This is a genomic window from Micromonospora inyonensis, assembly GCF_900091415.1.
GTDB classification, from domain to species: Bacteria; Actinomycetota; Actinomycetes; order Mycobacteriales; family Micromonosporaceae; genus Micromonospora; species Micromonospora inyonensis.
Genome location: NZ_FMHU01000001.1, coordinates 1,424,118 through 1,439,861 on the forward strand (window position 1 = coordinate 1,424,118; position 15,744 = coordinate 1,439,861).

Consider the following 15,744-nt stretch of genomic DNA (forward strand, 5'->3'; position numbering starts at 1 on the left):
TGAATTAGACCCGGGAAGCGACGATTCCCTGCGGTACGCTGCACAGGCCAGCGAACCCCGGGGACGAACTGTGGCTGTTCTCAGGCGACACGTCAATGAGACCGATCGGCAGCTTCGACTGCTTGTCGGTCTCGTCGTCGTGGTGGCCCTGGGTGTCGAGGTGGCGGCGGTCTGCGCCGCCGTGCTCACCCGAGTCCCGACGACCGCCGGTGACGTCGCGCTGCTGGCCATGCTCACCCTAATGATCTTCGTCAGCGCATCGACGAAGGCACGAATTCGTATCCGGTCGACCACGCATTCGATCAGCTGGAACGAAACGGCAATCATCATCGGTGTGGCGATCGCCCCCACGCCGTGGGTGATTTTCTGCACCGGCCTCGCCGTCGCCCTGGCCTCACGCAAGCTGCCGGCCATCAAGCGGGCCTTCGGCATCGGCAAGAACGTGCTCGTCGCCGGCACCGCCGGCCTCGTCCTGGTCGCGCTGGACTGGTCGTGGCCCCCGGCCGGCCTCGCCAACCTCGTCGTACCCGTGGCCGTCGCCTACCTCGCCGCGGCCCTCGTCGACGACCTGCTGGCCATCCCGGTCATCGCGCTCGCCTCCCGCACCCGCGTCTCCCGCCAGTTCCGCAGCAACCTCGACCTACGCCTCACCGGCTTCGCGGTGCGCTTCGCGGTCGCCCTCTGCACGCTGGTCATCCTCCAGGCCGACACCCGGCTGCTGCTGGCCGTCCCGCCGCTCGTGCTCAGCCTGCACCTGGCCTACTCGCACCGCATCCAGACCCGCACCGAGCAGCAGGCCTGGCAGCGACTGGCCCGGACCACCGACGCGCTCAACTCGGTGGACCTCAACCGTGTCCTCACCACCGCCGTCACCCAGGCAGCCGAACTCTTCTCCGCCGACGAGGTCGAGGTCGAACTGCACGACGGCCCGCGCAGCGTCCGCGGCAACAGCCACAAGATCACCTACGACGGCCCCGGCGGAGAGCCCACCACCGTGGACGGCTCGGTCATCCCCATCCCGCTGGAGGGACACGACCGCACCCTCGACGTCGGGCTGCTGCGCCTGCGCTTCCGCGGCCCGGTACGCCTCAACGAACGCGAGCAGTACACCCTGCGGACCTTCGCCTCGGCCCTGTGCACGGCGGTCCGCAACGCCCAGGCGTACGCCGAACTGGCCCGGGCCGCCGCCGACCACGCGTACGCCGCCACCCACGACGCCCTCACCGGCCTGGCCAACCGTCGGCACCTGCTCGACCAGGGCAGCGCACAGCTCAACGGCCGCCACGCCGACGGCGTCACCGCCCTCGCCCTGATCGACCTGAACCACTTCAAGGAGATCAACGACACTCTCGGCCACGCCGCCGGGGACCGGATCCTGGTGCAGGTGGCCGCCCGGCTACGTGACGCGACCCGCGACGACGACCTGGTCGCCCGGCTCGGCGGCGACGAGTTCGCCGTCCTCCTGCGCGGACTACCCGCCCCGGCGATGGCCGCCCACCGCACCGAGGCCCTGCTCACCGCCCTGCACGAACCCTTCGACCTGGACGGCATGCGGATCAGCGTCGAAGCCAGCGGCGGCATCGCCACCGCACCGGGCACCGGCGGCATGGCCGAACTGCTCCGTCGCGCCGACGTCGCCATGTACCAGGCCAAACGCAACGGCCAGCGGATCGCCAGCTACACCCCCGCCCGGGACACGGCCGACCTCGGCCGGCTCGCCCTCGGCGGCGACCTGCCCCGGGCCGTCGCCGACCACGAGTTCGCGGTCAACTTCCAGCCCATCGTCGACCTCGCCACCGGCGAGGTGGTCGGCGCCGAGGCACTCGCCCGCTGGCACCACCCCACCAACGGCACCGTCGACCCGGCCCGCTTCCTGGAGGCCGTGGAACGCTCCGGTCTTCTCCCCGCCTTCGCCGAGAGCGTCCTCGACCAGGCCCTCCTCGCCCTGGTCGGCTGGCGGGAAGCCGGCTTCGACATTCCGGTCGCGGTCAACGTCTCCCCGCGCAGCCTGCTCGACGCCCGTTTCGCCGGCGCGGTGCTCACCCGGCTGCGCGCCCACGACCTCCCCCCCGACCGACTGATGCTGGAGCTGACCGAGAACCTCACCCTCAGCCAGCTCGACATCGTCGACCGGGTCCTCGGCCGGCTCCGCGACGAGGGCGTCCGCCTCGCCCTGGACGACTTCGGCACCGGCTACTCCTCGCTCTCCCTGCTGTCCCGGATCCCGGTGCACGAGATCAAGATCGACCGGACCTTCGTCACCGACATGGAGAGCTCCGCCGAGGCGACCGCCGTCATCCGCTCCACCCTCGACCTCGGGCGCAGCCTCGGCCTCACCGTCGTCGCCGAGGGCGTGGAGAGCGAGCCGCAACGCCGCGCGCTCTGGGAACTCGGCTGCCTCGCCGGCCAGGGCCACCTCTTCGCCCGCCCGATGCCCGCCAACCGCTTCCTCGCCGCCCTGCACCGTGGGGCCGGCGGCCGACCCGGCACCCTCGCCCCGCCCCTGCACGACGCCGGTGCGGTGATCCGCCTCGCCCCCGGCCGCCGACCGAACGGACGGAACCGGACCGACCGTCTGCCACACTCTCCCGGGTGACCAGTCGGCCCGCGCCCCGCAGCAGCTCCACACCCGCCGTCGGGCCAGCCGCCCCACGCGCCCGCCGGACCTGGCAGGCGATCGACGGCGCGGCCGGCGGGCTCCCCCTCGACCTCGGCCTCTACGCCGTCTCGGCCGCCTTCGCCGGAATCACCGCCGTCACCTCCACCCTCCCGTCCCACCGTGCCTGGGGTGCGGTCGCAGCCATCGGCTACCTGGTCGCGGCCCTCCTCGCGACCGGTCAACTCCTCGCCCACCGACGCCACCCCGACAGCCCACTGGCCGGCACCACGGCCCGCTCGGCGGTCACCGTCCTGACCTGGACGACCACCGCACTCCTCCCGCTCGGCTGGCAGGCCGTGCAGCGGTCGGCCGGACGAACCGACCGGGCCCAGGAGGAGGTCGTCGTCGTCGAGCACTCCGGCGCGCGGCTGCTCCACGATGGCACCCCCTACCTCGGCCACGACGCCATCGCCGCCCTGCCACCGGCCGAACAGCTGCTCGGCTACACCCCGTACCAACCCGGCATGGCCCTCTTCGGCCTGCCCCGGGCCGCCCTCGACGCCTGGTGGACCGACGCGCGGATCTGGTTCGCCCTGGCCACCGCGCTCGTCCTCGCTCTCGCCGTCCGCGCCCTCCGCACCGGCGCCCTCGGCGCCGGCGGCGGCCTCGGGGGCGGCACCCTCGCCGGCGGCACCCCCCGGCACCGCGCCCGCCGCGACGCCGCCCTGCTGCGCGCCGTCCAGGCCGCCACCGTCCTGCCGATCTGCGCGCTCACCCTCGCCACCGGCGGCGACGACCTACCCGTCCTCGCGCTCTGCCTGCTCGCCCTCGCCCACGCCACCACCGGCCGACCCGGCCGTGCCGGCCTCGCCGTCGGCCTCGCCGGAGCACTCAAGCTGTTCGCCTGGCCGGTCGCCCTCGTCCTGCTCTTCTGGGCCGTCACCCGCCGCGCCGCCGGACGCTTCGCCGCCGCCGCGTTCGGCCTGCCCGCCGCCGCCCTCCTGCCCGCCCTCCTCGTCGACCGGGACGCCCTGGTCGAGAACGTGCTGCGCTTCCCCCTCGGCCAGGGCCTCGTCACCAGTCCGGCCGCGTCCCCCTTCCCCGGGCACCTCGTCGCCACCGGCCTTCCCGCCGGCCGGACCGTCGCCGCCGGCCTCCTGGTGGCGGCCGGACTGGCCATCGCCGTCCACCTGCTGCGCCGACCGCCCCGCACCGCCGCCACCGGCGCCCTCGTCTGCGGGTACGGGCTGCTCGCCGCGATCGCCCTGATGCCGGCCACCCGCTTCGGGTACCTGCTCTACCCGCTCGCCTTCCTGATCTGGGCACCCGCCCTCCGACTCGCGGAGTCCGATCGCCCCGGTCTGGCGGAATCCGATCGCCCCGGTTCGGCCGACTCTCCTGCGGAAGCGGCCGACAGGGCGTAGACCGGAGGCATGACCACGTACCGCAACCGCGCCGAAGCCGGCGAGGCGATCGCCGACCGGCTCGACGGGCTCGCCGGCCAGCCGGACGTCATCGTGCTCGGGCTCGTCCGGGGCGGCGTCCCGGTCGCCCAGGTGGTCGCCGCCCGGCTGGAAGCTCCCCTGGACGTACTGGTGGTCCGCAAGCTCGGCATGCCCTGGGCACCCGAGGTGGCGTTCGGCGCACTCGGCCCCGCCGACGTGCGGGTCCTCAACGACGCGGTGGCCGGCCGCCTCGACCCCGACGAGGTCGACGAGGTCGTCCGCCGCGAACAGGCCGAACTGGAACGCCGGGAACAGCTCTACCGGGCCGACCGGCCACCGCTGGACCTGACCGGCCGGACCGCCGTCGTCGTCGACGACGGCCTCGCCACCGGCGCCACCGCCCGCGCCGCCGTCCAGGTGGCCCGCCACCTCGGTGCCCGCCGCGTCGTGGTCGCCGTCCCGGTCGGCTCCCAGGAGGCGTGCGACATGCTCGCCACCGAGGCCGACCAGGTGGTCTCCGTCCGGACACCCCCCGACTTCGGCGCGGTCAGCCGCTACTACGACGACTTCCACGAGGTCTCCGACCAGGAAGTCACCGGAGCGCTCGCCGCGGCATCCTGACGCCCAGCGGGTACCGTCGAGAAATGCAGCTCACCTGTCCCAAGTGCCAAGGAGACATGCGCCAGTACGAGCGCAGCGGAGTCATCGTCGACCAGTGCGGCGACTGCCGGGGGATCTTCCTCGATCGCGGCGAACTCGAAAAGCTGTTCGAGGCGGAGGCGAACTGGAACAAGCAGCACGCCACCACCCCGGCCGCACCTCCACCCCCCGGCCCGGCACCGGGGCACACCCCCGGCCAACCCGGCGGGTACGCGCCTCCGCCACCCCCGCCGCCCGGTGCCGCGCCACACCAGCCCGGTTACGGCACCGTGCCCCCGCCCCCACCCCCGCCGCCGGGCTACCCGGCCGCGCCCGCACCCGCCTACGGCGGCCAGGGCCACCAGCACTACGGCTACCACGGGCACTACCGCCGCAAGAAGCAGCACGGTTTCCTCGGCGACTTCTTCGGCTGATCCATCCGGCGCTCCGCCGGCCCACCCGCCCGGCATTCCCGGGCTGACCCACCCCGTGGTCCTGCGGACCGACCCACGCCGGGGCGACCGGACCGGAACCCGCCGGTCCGGTCGCCCCGCCGCCGCGCGGAGCACCGCCAGCCGTGCGACGCTCGGCACCATGACCGAGTTCCGGCCGCACGAGGCGCTTGCCGAGGCGTACGCGGGCATCAGCGCGGTCGTCGGTCACCTCGACGACCACGATTTGCAACGGCCCACCCGCTGCCGGGGCTGGCTCGTCGCCGACCTGCTCTTCCACCTGCTCTGTGACGCCCAACGCGCCCTGGTCGCCCTGGCCAGCCCCGCCGACGGCCCAGTCGACTCCGACGACGTCAGCTACTGGCGGTCGTTCCCGTCCGACGACGGCGAATCCGCCCGGCACGCCTGGTGGGCCCGCCGGTCCGCCGCCGCCTTCGACCGTCCCGTCGGAGTGGTCCGGCTCTGGACCGAGACCGCCCCGGCCGCCGTCCGCGCGGCGACCGCCGCCGACCCGGAGCACCTGGTGACCACCCAGGGGCACGTGCTGCGCGTCGCCGACCTGCTCGCCACCCTGACCACCGAGGCGGCGGTGCACCACCTCGACCTGACCGTCGACCTGCCCGACGCGCCGGGCCCCGGCCCGCTGGCCCGTACCGTGGCGGTGACGACGATGGACGGCCTGCTCAGCGACGACGCGGTCCGGCCCGCCAGCTGGACCGACGAGGAGTACCTGCTGAAAGCGACCGGCCGGATCCCGCTCACCGACGCCGACCGGGCGGACCTGGGCGAGGTCGCCGGCTGGTTCCCGCTGCTGGGCTGAACAAGGCCCCACCGGCGAGTACAGTGTGGACGGTCCGTTACTGGCGTTGAGGTGGAGCACCACCGGGGAGCGGCCCGACGACCGTCGATGCCGTACGCCTGGGCGACCCTCCACGAGGCTCAGGAGTGCCCCATGGCCCAGACGCATCCGGCCCGGCTGATGGACGGCCGTGACCTCGCCCGGCGCATCATCGACGCCAGTTCCGCCACCGCCGCAGACCTGCGGCAACGCACCGGCACCGCCCCGTGCCTGGCCACCGTGCTGGTCGGCGAGGACCCGGCCTCCGCCACCTACGTCCGGATGAAGCGCAACCGCTGCGAGCAGGCCGGCATCCGCTCACGACATGTCGCCCTGCCCGCCTCGACCACCACGGACGAACTCGTCGGGGCGATCACCGCCCTGTCCCGGGACCCGCAGGTGCACGGCATCCTGCTCCAACACCCGGTCGGGGCGCACATCGACGAACGCGCCGCCTTCGAGGCCATCGCCCCAATGAAGGACGTGGACGGCGTCACCACGCGTTCCTTCGCCGCGATGGGATTCGGGCTGCCCGGCTTCGTCTCCTGCACGCCCGGCGGCATCCTCCGGCTGCTCGACGAGTACCGGGTCGATCTGGCCGGCAAGCACGCCGTGGTGGTGGGCCGAAGCCCCATCCTGGGCCGACCGGCCGGACTGCTCCTGCTCGGGCGGGACGCCACGGTCACCTACTGCCACTCCCGTACGACCGACCTCTCCGCGCTCACCCGGGAGGCCGACGTCCTGGTCGCGGCCGTCGGCCGACCGCGTCTCCTGACCGGTGCGGACATCAAACCCGGCGCGGTGGTGGTGGACGCCGGCTACAACCCGGGCAACGTCGGTGACGTCGACTTCGCGTCCGCCCGGGAGCGGGCCAGCCTGATCACCCCGGTCCCGGGCGGGGTCGGGCCGATGACCATCGCGGTTCTGTTGGCCCAGACGGTGGAGGCGGCGACCCGGCAGCTCGGTGTGCGCTGACCCGGAATCGCATCCCGGGCACGGAAACGATCCGTCAGACGATCGCCATGTCGACGAACCGCGACAGATGGAGCTGTGCGGCCACGGTCACGGTATCGGTCGGTCCATTCCGATGCTTGGCAACTATGAAATCCGCCTCCCCGGCCCGGGGCGACTCCTTGTCGTAGTAGTCATCCCGATGCAAAAGTATGACAACGTCCGCATCCTGCTCAATTGATCCCGACTCACGCAAATCGGACAACTGCGGACGCTTGTCGGTACGCTGCTCGGGACCACGGTTCAGCTGGCTCACCGCGATGACCGGGCACTCGACCTCCTTGGCGAGGAGCTTGAGCCCTCGGGACAGGTCCGCGACCTCCTGCTGCCGGCTCTCCGTACGCTTCGGCGAGGTCATGAGCTGGAGGTAGTCCACCACGATCATCTTGAGGTCGTGCCGCTGCTTGAGCCGTCGCGCCTTGGACCTGATCTCCATCAGGTTCATGCTCGGGGTGTCGTCGACGAAGAGCGGCGCCTCGCTGATCTCGCCCATGCAGCGGGCCAGCTTGGTCCAGTCGTCGTCGGAGAGCTGCCCGCTACGCAGCACGTGCAGGGGCACCCGCGCCTCGGCCGAGAGCAGTCGCATGACGATCTCGACCTTGCTCATTTCCAGCGAGAAGATCGCGGCAGCCTGGTTCGCCCGAATAGCAGCATTTCGGGCAAAATCCATACTTGCCGTTGATTTGCCCAGACCGGGCCTTCCTGCCACGATGATCAACTGGCCGGGGTGCAGGCCGTTGAGCAGACGGTCCAGGTCGCTGAAGCCGGTCGGCACGCCGGTCATCACGCCGCCCTGCGCACCCACCGCCTCGATCTCATCGAGGGTGGGCTGGAGCATGTCGGCGAGGACGGCGAAGTCCTCGCTGACCCGCTTCTCGGTGACGTCGTAGATGGCCTGCTGGGCGAGGTCGACCACGTCGTCCACGTCGCGGCTGCCGCCGGCGGCGGTGCCGTAGCCCAGCTGGACAATCCTGGTGCCGGCCTCGACCAGCCGGCGGAGCACGGCCCGCTCGGCGACGATCCGGGCGTAGTAGGCGGCGTTGGCCGCGGTCGGCACGCTCGCGATCACGCTGTGCAGGTAGGGGGCACCGCCGATGCGGACCAGGTCGCCGGAGTCGGCCAGGGCAGCGGCGACGGTGATCGGGTCGGCCGGCTCGCCGCGGCCGTAGATCTCCAGGATGGTGTCGAAGATGGTGGCGTGGATCGGCCGGTAGAAGTCGTGGGTCTTGAGGATCTCGACGACGTCGGCGATGGCGTCCTTGGACAGCAGCATTCCGCCGAGTACGCACTGCTCGGCGGCGACGTCCTGGGGCGGGGTCTTGTCGAACTGCCCGTCCCGCGGGGCCGGAGTGGGTGGCTGCCCGTTGGCCCGGGACTCTGTTCGCCTGTCGTCGGTGACCGACACCGGCTCCCCCCTCCGCTGCGTCGGATCGCGTCCGGCCGGCCACCGGCGTGGCGGCTCGCCGCCGACCGGTCCGGCGATCGGGGGCCATCGTGGGGCCGGTCGGGGGCCAACCATACGGAACCCGAGGTGAAGGGCTCAAGCAACCCGGTGGACGAGCCTCGGGACAACCTGTGGACAGGACGCCTCTGGGTGTGTGCAGCTTGTGCACAAACTGTGGATAACTCGCGGGTAATCCAGGTCACAATCGCCTTGAGCTGCGAGAACTCTGCACACAGCCTGTGGAGGAAGATTTTCCCGGCCGATCGGGCCCGGCATCGTCCCGTACTATCTCGGACATCGGCTCCGCCTGGCGGAGCGGATCGCACTTCGTGGAGAAGGGTCACGCTCCGGCCGTGAGCAACCGGGACTGGGCGCATGAGGTCAGCTCGCGTGAGCGTGCGCCGATGTTCCCCTGGAGTGATCCGGCCGAGCCGGAGCCGTCCTTCCCCGCCGACCACTGGACGAGCAGCCGACCCCCCACTGCGGAGCACGAGCGGGCGGGGGTGGTCGGCGAGCACGTGCCCCGGTGGGCGCGGGACGGGTCCGTCCCGGATCCGGGTGGTGGCGGCCGGCACCGGCACGACGCGCCGGGCGAGGAGCGGGTCCCGGTCGATCTCGGCTGGCGGGGCAACGGGCGGTGGGGCGCCGGGCCGACGGGCTGGCAGGAGCCGGCGGGCGGTGAGGTGTCGATTCCCGGTGCCGGCTGGTCGGAGCAGTATCGGGGGCGGCGGGTGGAAGACCCGTCCGGGTACGTCGGAAGCCGCCGGGCGGAGCCTGTACGGGACGATCCTCCTGCGGGTCCACCACCGAGCCGGCACAGTGGTCCGCCGTCGCCCCGTTCCGCGGTGTGGCCGGCCGGGGTGGAAGGTCCGCTCGGGCCGGCTGGACAGCCCGAGGAAATGCCCTGGCAGCCGCCCCGGTTGCGACATCAGCGGGGTGCCACGGGAGAACCGACCCGACGGAGCCGGCACTCGGCGGACGGGCCCCGGTCACGGGAGGCCGATCCGGAGTGGGCGGCCCGGGATCCTGGAGCGTGGCACCGGCCGGACCGGGAGCCGGCGGTGTCGCCGGATCCGTGGGATGCCTCGGGTGTCCACGGCTGGGACCGGCCGCTGGCTCCCGGGCGTGGCGGGTGGTCGGACGGCGGCCACCGGTGGTCGGAGTTCACCGACACTGGGCAGTGGGCGAGCGGCCAGCCCCGGCGGCGGGACCGTGAGCCGGGGGCCTGGTCCTCGCCGGAGTCATCCGAGGGCTTCTGGCCCGGTACCCGGCTCTCCGGCGACGACCCCCGGTGGATGGGGACGCCGCAGTCCGCGCCCCGGTCCCCGGCGGTGCCCGCATGGCCCGGGTCGGGTCCGGCGCCGCAGCATCGTCCCGCCCCCGCACCGGTGTCGTCGGGTGCGCCGGTGACCTCGCGCGGCCCGGCCCCGGTGCTGTCGCCCGGTGGGCTGCCGGGTCATCCAGCTGCCGGGGCACGGCCGCGTCCGGGTCGGGTGGTCGCGGTGCCTCAGGCCCGCCGGATCGAGGAGGACCTGCTCGATCCGGATCCGGCCGGCGGGATCCGATCGCTGCTCTACACCGTCGGCTGCTACCTGCTGCCGGCGCTGGCGGTCTTCGTCTGGCTGCTCACGCTGAGCGGTCAGGCCCCGGCCGGTTGTGTCACGGACCTCACCGGTGCCGGTTGCGACTCGCCGCAGTCACACGCGATCGAGTCGTTCGTCTCCGGGGGGCCACGGTTCGGGCTGGCGCTGGCGACGAGTCTGCTGGTGGCGGTGCTGCTACGGCGAATCGGGACGACGTGGCGTACGGCGACGCTGGCGTTGGCGTCGTCGGTGGTGGGCGGGGGCTGTCCACGGTGCTGATCAGCGCGGTGACCGGCGAGCCGATCGGCTGATCCGGCCACCTCTCTGGGTGGACTGCCCGGAGGAGGACCGCCGCCCGCGGCACCCCCGTACGCCGAGAGGCCCGCACCGGCTCGGTGCGGGCCTCTCGCAGGTGGTGCCGTGGTTACTTGCTCTGGACCACGTTCAGGTCGAACTTGGCCGTGACCTCGGGGTGCAGCTTGATCCGCACCGGGTACGAGCCGAGCGACTTGATGTGACCCGGCAGCTCCAGCCGACGCCGGTCGAGGGTCGGGCCGCCGGCCGCCTTGACGGCGTCGACGATCTCGGCCGGGGTGACCGAGCCGAAGAGCCGCCCGCCGTCACCGGCGCGGGCCGTCAGGTTGACCTTCAGGCCCTCGAGCTGCGTCTTGACCTCGCTGGCGTGGCCGAGGTCGCGGATCTCACGGGCCGAGCGGGCCCGCTTGATCACCGTGACCTGCTTCTCCGCACCCTTGGTCCAGGCGATCGCGAAGCCCTGCGGAAGCAGGTAGTTCCGGCCGTAGCCGTCCTTGACCTCGATGATGTCGCCCGGGGCACCGAGACCGGACACCTCCTGCGTCAGGATGATCTTCATTTCGGTGCCTCCTCTCAGCGGGTGGTGGCCGTGTACGGCAGGAGCGCCATCTCACGGGCGTTCTTGACCGCACGAGCGATCTGGCGCTGCTGCTGCGAGGTGACGCCGGTCACCCGCCGAGCGCGGATCTTGCCGCGGTCGGAGATGAACTTGCGCAGCAGCGCGGTGTCCTTGTAGTCGATGTAGTTGATCCCGTCCTTGTCGAGCGGGTTCACCTTCTTCTTCGGCTTGCGCAGTGCCGCAGCCTTGGCCATTGCTCGTGCTCCTGGTTTGCGATCGCGGGCGCTCGGCGCCATTAGAACGGGGGCTCCTCGTCGAAGTTTCCGCCGCCCGAACCGCTGCGGGAGGGGGCCGGTGCAGCCGATGCCCAGGGGTCGTCGAAGTTACCTCCGCCGCCCTGGCCACCACCACCACCGCCGCCGCCGAAGCCGCCGCCACCGCCGGAGCGGGACATCTTCTGCACCTTCGCCGTGGCGTACCGCAGCGACGGGCCGATCTCGTCGACCTCAAGCTCGATGACGGTGCGCTTCTCGCCCTCGCGGGTCTCGTACGACCGCTGCCGCAGCCGGCCGGACACGATCACCCGGGCGCCCCGCTGGAGCGACTCGGCGACGTGTTCGGCGACCTGGCGCCAGACGGTGCACGAGAGGAACAACGGCTCGCCGTCCTTCCACTCGCCGGAGGCCTTGTCCAGGAACCGGGGCGTGGATGCGACCCGGAACTTGGCGACCGCCGCACCCGAGGGGGTGAAACGCAGCTCAGGGTCATCGGTCAGGTTGCCGATGACCGTGATGGTGGTGTCTCCTGCCATGACCATCTCCTCGCACACTCGTCAGACGCTGCACAGGCTCGCAGAGCCGTACGACAGAGCCGACGAGTTCGATCCGGGCGAACCGGGGGGTGGACGCTTAGCGCATCTCCGGCCGGATGACCTTGGTGCGCAGCACGGACTCGTTGAGACGCAACTGACGGTCCAGCTCGGCCACCGCTGCGGGCGTCGCCTGCAGGTCGATGACGGCGTAGATGCCCTCAGTCTTCTTGTTGATCTCGTACGCGAGGCGCCGGCGGCCCCACACGTCGGTCTTCTCCACCGAGCCACCCGCAGTCCGAATCACGTTCAGGTACGTGTCGAGCGACGGGGCGACGGTGCGCTCCTCGAGGCTGGAGTCGAGGATCACCATGATCTCGTAATGACGCAAGACGTGCTCACCTCCTGTGGGCTAGGCGGCCACGGTCCTTCCGTGGCAGGAGGTCGTGCGTCGTGCCCGGTCCGGCCTGGGGGAACCCAGCCGGCGACGGGCAACCGGGCAAGGATACCCGGTCCCGACGATCATGCCGGCGACGGCCGGACACATCGCGTGGCGTACCGGCGGGGGCCGGGGCGGAAAGGGGACCGGGGCCCTCTCCCGCTCGTCGCACACGACGGGAGTGGGCCCCGGTCCACTGGGGCCGCGGGGCGCCCGGTCCGCATTCCTTGGGTGGGACCTGGGGAGGAACGACCACACCGATGAGGTTGGACCGGAAGCACCCCGCGGAGCTATATCGTGTTGTTATCTGAAGCTACAGCATGTGTTGCCACCTGCTGAGCGAAATGCCCTAATTGCTGGGATCTGGGCCTCCGGGGGCGCTCCCGTCGCCCGCCGGGCCGTAGGACGGTGGGTGGCCCGGTCCACGCGGGTGATTCGGGCTCCCACCAGGTCAACGACCACTCCGGAGCAGGGTGACGCCGGCCGGGGCGGGGCCCCACGGACGACGCGACGCGGGCCGCACGACGGCCCTTGCCGTCACCCGACGGCGACGACCGCCACGTAGGCTCGCCTGCATGCGTATCGGAGCCCACGTCGACTCGGCCGACCCGCTCGCGGAGGCGGCGTCCCGAGCCGCCGACGCCGTGCAGTTCTTCCTCTCCGACCCGCAGGGATGGAAGGCACCGAAGCCGAGAGAGGACACCGACCGCCTGCGCGCCGCGGAGGTCGACATCTACGTCCACGCGCCGTACGTCATCAACGTCGCCACGACCAACAACCGGATCCGGATCCCGAGCCGGAAGCTGCTGCTCGGGCACGCGACTGCCGCAGCCGGCATCGCCGCGAAGGGGGTGATCGTGCACGGCGGTCACGTCAACGCCGGCGACGACCTGGCGACCGGCTTCGACAACTGGCGCAAGACCTTCGCGTACGCCGCGGACAACGGCGGGTTCGGCGTGCCGGTCCTGATCGAGAACACCGCCGGCGGGGAGAACGCCTGCGCCCGGCGGCTGGACGCGCTGGCCCGGCTCTGGGACGCGGTGGGCGCCTACGACGTCGGATTCTGTCTGGACACCTGCCACGCCCACGCCGGTGGGGAGGAACTGCTCGACCTGGTGGACCGGGTCAAGGCGGTGACCGGACGGATCGACCTGATCCACGCCAACAACTCCAAGGACGCCTTCGACTCCGGCCGGGACCGGCACGACAACCTGACCGGCGGCACGATCGATCCGGAACTGGTGGTGGCGGTGATCCGGGCGGCCGGCGCACCGGTGATCGTCGAGACCCCGGGCGGGGTCGACGGGCAGGGTGCCGACATCGCCTTCCTCCGGGAACGGCTGGGCGGGACGTCGGCATGAGCAGCGGGACGTCCGACACGACACGGACCGGCCCCGAGCCGGGAACCGCCGTCGACCGGACCGCGACGGGAGTGACCGCCCCGGACCCGACGGGTCCCGGGAGCACGCCGGACGCCGACCCGGCACCGGCCGGAACGGCAGCGAACGCCGCCGGCACCACGAACGCCGCCAACACCACGACCGTCACCGCGCCCCCGGAGGACGCCGGGAAGCCGAGCGACGCCGTGGACCCGGACGTCACCGGGAAACGGGAGGACCCCCGGGACGGCGAGAAGGCGGAGAACAGCCAGACGGTCGAGGACGGCGGGCAGGCCAAGAACGGCAAGGCCAACGACAGCAAGAAGGTCGAGGACGGCAAGGACACCGGAAGGGCCGCGGACGGCAAGGACGGCAAGGACACCGGAAAGGCCGCGGACGGCAAGGACGCCACGGAGCGCGCCGACGCCACCGGCGATGAGCCGTCGGACCCCTGGCAGGCGTTCGGGCCGGCCCCGGAGAGCGTGCCGGGGCGGCTCCGGCGGGCGGCGCGCGCGGTCGGCCGGTTCCTGGTCCACGAGTGGACGCTGGCGACCCTCGGCTCGCTGGTGCTGGCCGTCCTGCTGACCTGGCCGACGCTGCGCTACCCGCTCTACACGCTCCCGCAGGACTACTACGACCCGGCTCTCCAGGCCTGGCAGGTCGCCTGGTCCGGGCACATCCTGCTGACCGACCCCGCCCAGTTGTGGCAGGCGAACACCTTCTACCCGGAGCCGTGGAGCTTCGCCTTCTCCGACACCCTCCTCGGGTACGCCCCGGCCGGGATGATCGGTACCGGCCCCGAGGCCGCCGTTCTCCGCTACAACATCCTCTTCGTGCTCGCGCACGCGCTGGCCACGCTGGGGGCGTACGCGCTGGCCCGGCAGCTCGGCGCGGGCCGGATCGGCGCGGCGGCGGCCGGGGTGGGCTACGCGTACGCGCCCTGGCTGCTGGCGCAGGCCGGTCACCTGCACGTCATCTCCAACGGCGGCATCCCGCTGGCACTGGCCATGCTGGCCCGGGGGCACGGCTGGTCGCTGCGGTACGGCTACCGCCCGAAGCGGCGGCACGCCGGCTGGGCGCTGGCCGGGTGGCTGGTCGCCGCCTGGCAGCTCAGCCTCGGCTTCGGCATCGGCCTGCCGTTCGCGTACGTGCTGGCCGGAGTCGTGCTGGTCGCCACGCTCACCTGGTACCTGCGCCGGTACTGGATCCGCCCGGTCCGCCACCCGTTCGGCGCCCGGCTGCTGATCACCGACGTGGTCGGCGGTCTGGTCTTCGCCGCGACCGGCGCGCTGCTGGCCATCCCGTACTTCACCGTGGCGGAGCAGCACCCGAACGCCCGGCGCAGCATCGGCGACATCGACATCTACTCGCCGCCGGCCTTCGGTTTCCTGACCGCGCCCGCCGAGTCGCGGATCTGGGGTGGCCTGCACGAAGGAGCGCGGGCCGCGCTGCCCTGGCACCCGGAGATGACCCTGCTACCGGGCTTCGTGCTCTACGCGCTCGCCCTCGGTGGGCTGTTCTTCTCGGTGTGGCGGGTGCGCCACCGACTGCTGCTGCTCGCCGGGGTGCTGGTCAGCATGGTGCTGGCTATGGGCACCCGGTTCTTCGGCGGCACCTTCACCTACGTCCCGCTCGTCGAGCACCTGCCCGGCTGGGACGGCATCCGGACGCCGGGACGGCTGATGCTCTGGACCACCCTGCTGCTCGGGCTGCTCGCCGCCGGCACCCTCACCACCTTCGCCATGCGGGTACGTGAGATCGCCGCCCAGCGGATCCCGCCCTGGCCCGGCCCGTGGCTGCGGGCGGCGACCCTGCTGCCGCTGCTGCTGGTGGTCGTGGAGGGACTGAACGCGACGCCGCACCCGGTGGTGCCGCCCCAGCCTGCGGCGATGCGGACCGTGGAGGGACCGGTGCTGGTGCTGCCCAGCGGGCAGAACCTCGACCAGCCGGTGATGCTCTGGACGACCACCCGGTTCCCGGACGTGGTCAACGGCGGCAGCGGCTTCACCCCGATGAAGCTGACCGAGACGCGGCAGGCGACGCAGACCTTCCCCGACCCGGTCAGCATCGACCACCTGCGGCGGCTCGGGGTGCGGACGGTGGTCGTCCCCCGTACGCAGGCCGCCGGTACCCCGTTCGAGGCCGCCGTCGAGCTGCCGGTCGACGGGCTCGGCATCCGTCGGGAGGAGATCGGCGACGCCGTGGTCTACCACCTCTAGGGGCAACGCCGCTC

General features: G+C 72.4%; 14 protein-coding genes and 1 riboswitch. Of the genes, 9 read left to right on the plus strand and 5 right to left on the minus strand.

Annotated elements, in window-relative coordinates; translation table 11 throughout:
• The first annotated feature begins 70 nt into the window (after positions 1–70).
• From GA0074694_RS06490 to GA0074694_RS06515, 6 genes are all read left to right on the plus strand, one after another.
• Entirely contained in the window at positions 71–2,596 is a 2,526-nt protein-coding gene (locus GA0074694_RS06490; RefSeq protein WP_245714566.1) for a putative bifunctional diguanylate cyclase/phosphodiesterase, read from the plus strand.
• A complete protein-coding gene (locus tag GA0074694_RS06495) occupies positions 2,593–4,023 on the plus strand; it encodes a glycosyltransferase 87 family protein (protein ID WP_425413580.1) in 1,431 nt (476 codons plus the stop codon). The genes GA0074694_RS06490 and GA0074694_RS06495 overlap by 4 nt, the downstream gene beginning before the upstream one ends.
• Positions 4,024–4,032: 9 nt before the next feature.
• Positions 4,033–4,665, plus strand: a complete 633-nt coding sequence (locus tag GA0074694_RS06500) for a phosphoribosyltransferase (protein WP_091453942.1) — start codon at positions 4,033–4,035, stop codon at positions 4,663–4,665.
• Positions 4,666–4,688: 23 nt separating this feature from the next.
• Positions 4,689–5,117: a TFIIB-type zinc ribbon-containing protein gene (locus GA0074694_RS06505; RefSeq protein WP_091453946.1), complete on the plus strand. Its 429-nt coding sequence runs from the start codon at positions 4,689–4,691 to the stop codon at positions 5,115–5,117.
• A 160-nt stretch (positions 5,118–5,277) separates the two neighbouring features.
• The gene (locus GA0074694_RS06510; protein ID WP_091458765.1) at positions 5,278–5,955 is read left to right on the plus strand and encodes a maleylpyruvate isomerase N-terminal domain-containing protein; all 678 of its coding nucleotides are present in this window, start codon (positions 5,278–5,280) and stop codon (positions 5,953–5,955) included.
• Between the two features lie 26 nt (positions 5,956–5,981).
• A riboswitch (ZMP/ZTP riboswitch) is annotated at positions 5,982–6,066 on the plus strand.
• Between the two features lie 21 nt (positions 6,067–6,087).
• Entirely contained in the window at positions 6,088–6,948 is an 861-nt protein-coding gene (locus tag GA0074694_RS06515; protein WP_091453949.1) for a bifunctional 5,10-methylenetetrahydrofolate dehydrogenase/5,10-methenyltetrahydrofolate cyclohydrolase, read from the plus strand.
• Between the two features lie 34 nt (positions 6,949–6,982).
• On the opposite strand, the gene dnaB is transcribed toward GA0074694_RS06515, so the two are convergent.
• Positions 6,983–8,389: a replicative DNA helicase gene (dnaB, locus tag GA0074694_RS06520; protein WP_091453952.1), complete on the minus strand. Its 1,407-nt coding sequence runs from the start codon at positions 8,387–8,389 to the stop codon at positions 6,983–6,985.
• A 392-nt stretch (positions 8,390–8,781) separates the two neighbouring features.
• Here dnaB and GA0074694_RS06525 point away from each other — a divergent pair, with 392 nt between their 5' ends.
• Positions 8,782–10,290 (plus strand): hypothetical protein, encoded by a 1,509-nt coding sequence (locus GA0074694_RS06525; RefSeq protein WP_141713985.1) that lies wholly within the window; start codon positions 8,782–8,784, stop codon positions 10,288–10,290.
• 145 nt (positions 10,291–10,435) lie between these two features.
• Here GA0074694_RS06525 and rplI read toward each other — a convergent pair whose 3' ends face one another.
• The 4 genes from rplI to rpsF form a co-directional block, all read right to left on the minus strand.
• On the minus strand, positions 10,436–10,885 hold the full coding sequence (gene rplI / locus GA0074694_RS06530) for a 50S ribosomal protein L9 (RefSeq protein WP_091453959.1): 450 nt from the start codon (positions 10,883–10,885) through the stop codon (positions 10,436–10,438).
• Between the two features lie 14 nt (positions 10,886–10,899).
• Positions 10,900–11,139, minus strand: coding sequence for a 30S ribosomal protein S18 (gene rpsR / locus GA0074694_RS06535; protein WP_091453963.1), 240 nt, complete (start codon positions 11,137–11,139; stop codon positions 10,900–10,902).
• A gap of 41 nt (positions 11,140–11,180) precedes the next feature.
• Positions 11,181–11,696, minus strand: coding sequence for a single-stranded DNA-binding protein (locus GA0074694_RS06540; RefSeq protein WP_091458767.1), 516 nt, complete (start codon positions 11,694–11,696; stop codon positions 11,181–11,183).
• Positions 11,697–11,793: 97 nt separating this feature from the next.
• Entirely contained in the window at positions 11,794–12,084 is a 291-nt protein-coding gene (gene rpsF, locus GA0074694_RS06545; RefSeq protein ID WP_091453967.1) for a 30S ribosomal protein S6, read from the minus strand.
• A gap of 623 nt (positions 12,085–12,707) precedes the next feature.
• Here rpsF and GA0074694_RS06550 point away from each other — a divergent pair.
• Together GA0074694_RS06550 and GA0074694_RS06555 are read left to right on the plus strand one after the other, a co-directional pair.
• Positions 12,708–13,493 (plus strand): deoxyribonuclease IV, encoded by a 786-nt coding sequence (locus GA0074694_RS06550; RefSeq protein ID WP_091453971.1) that lies wholly within the window; start codon positions 12,708–12,710, stop codon positions 13,491–13,493.
• The gene (locus GA0074694_RS06555; RefSeq protein ID WP_245714567.1) at positions 13,490–15,730 is read left to right on the plus strand and encodes an ICP22 family protein; all 2,241 of its coding nucleotides are present in this window, start codon (positions 13,490–13,492) and stop codon (positions 15,728–15,730) included. Before GA0074694_RS06550 ends, GA0074694_RS06555 begins: the two co-directional genes overlap by 4 nt.
• The last annotated feature ends 14 nt before the right edge of the window (positions 15,731–15,744 follow it).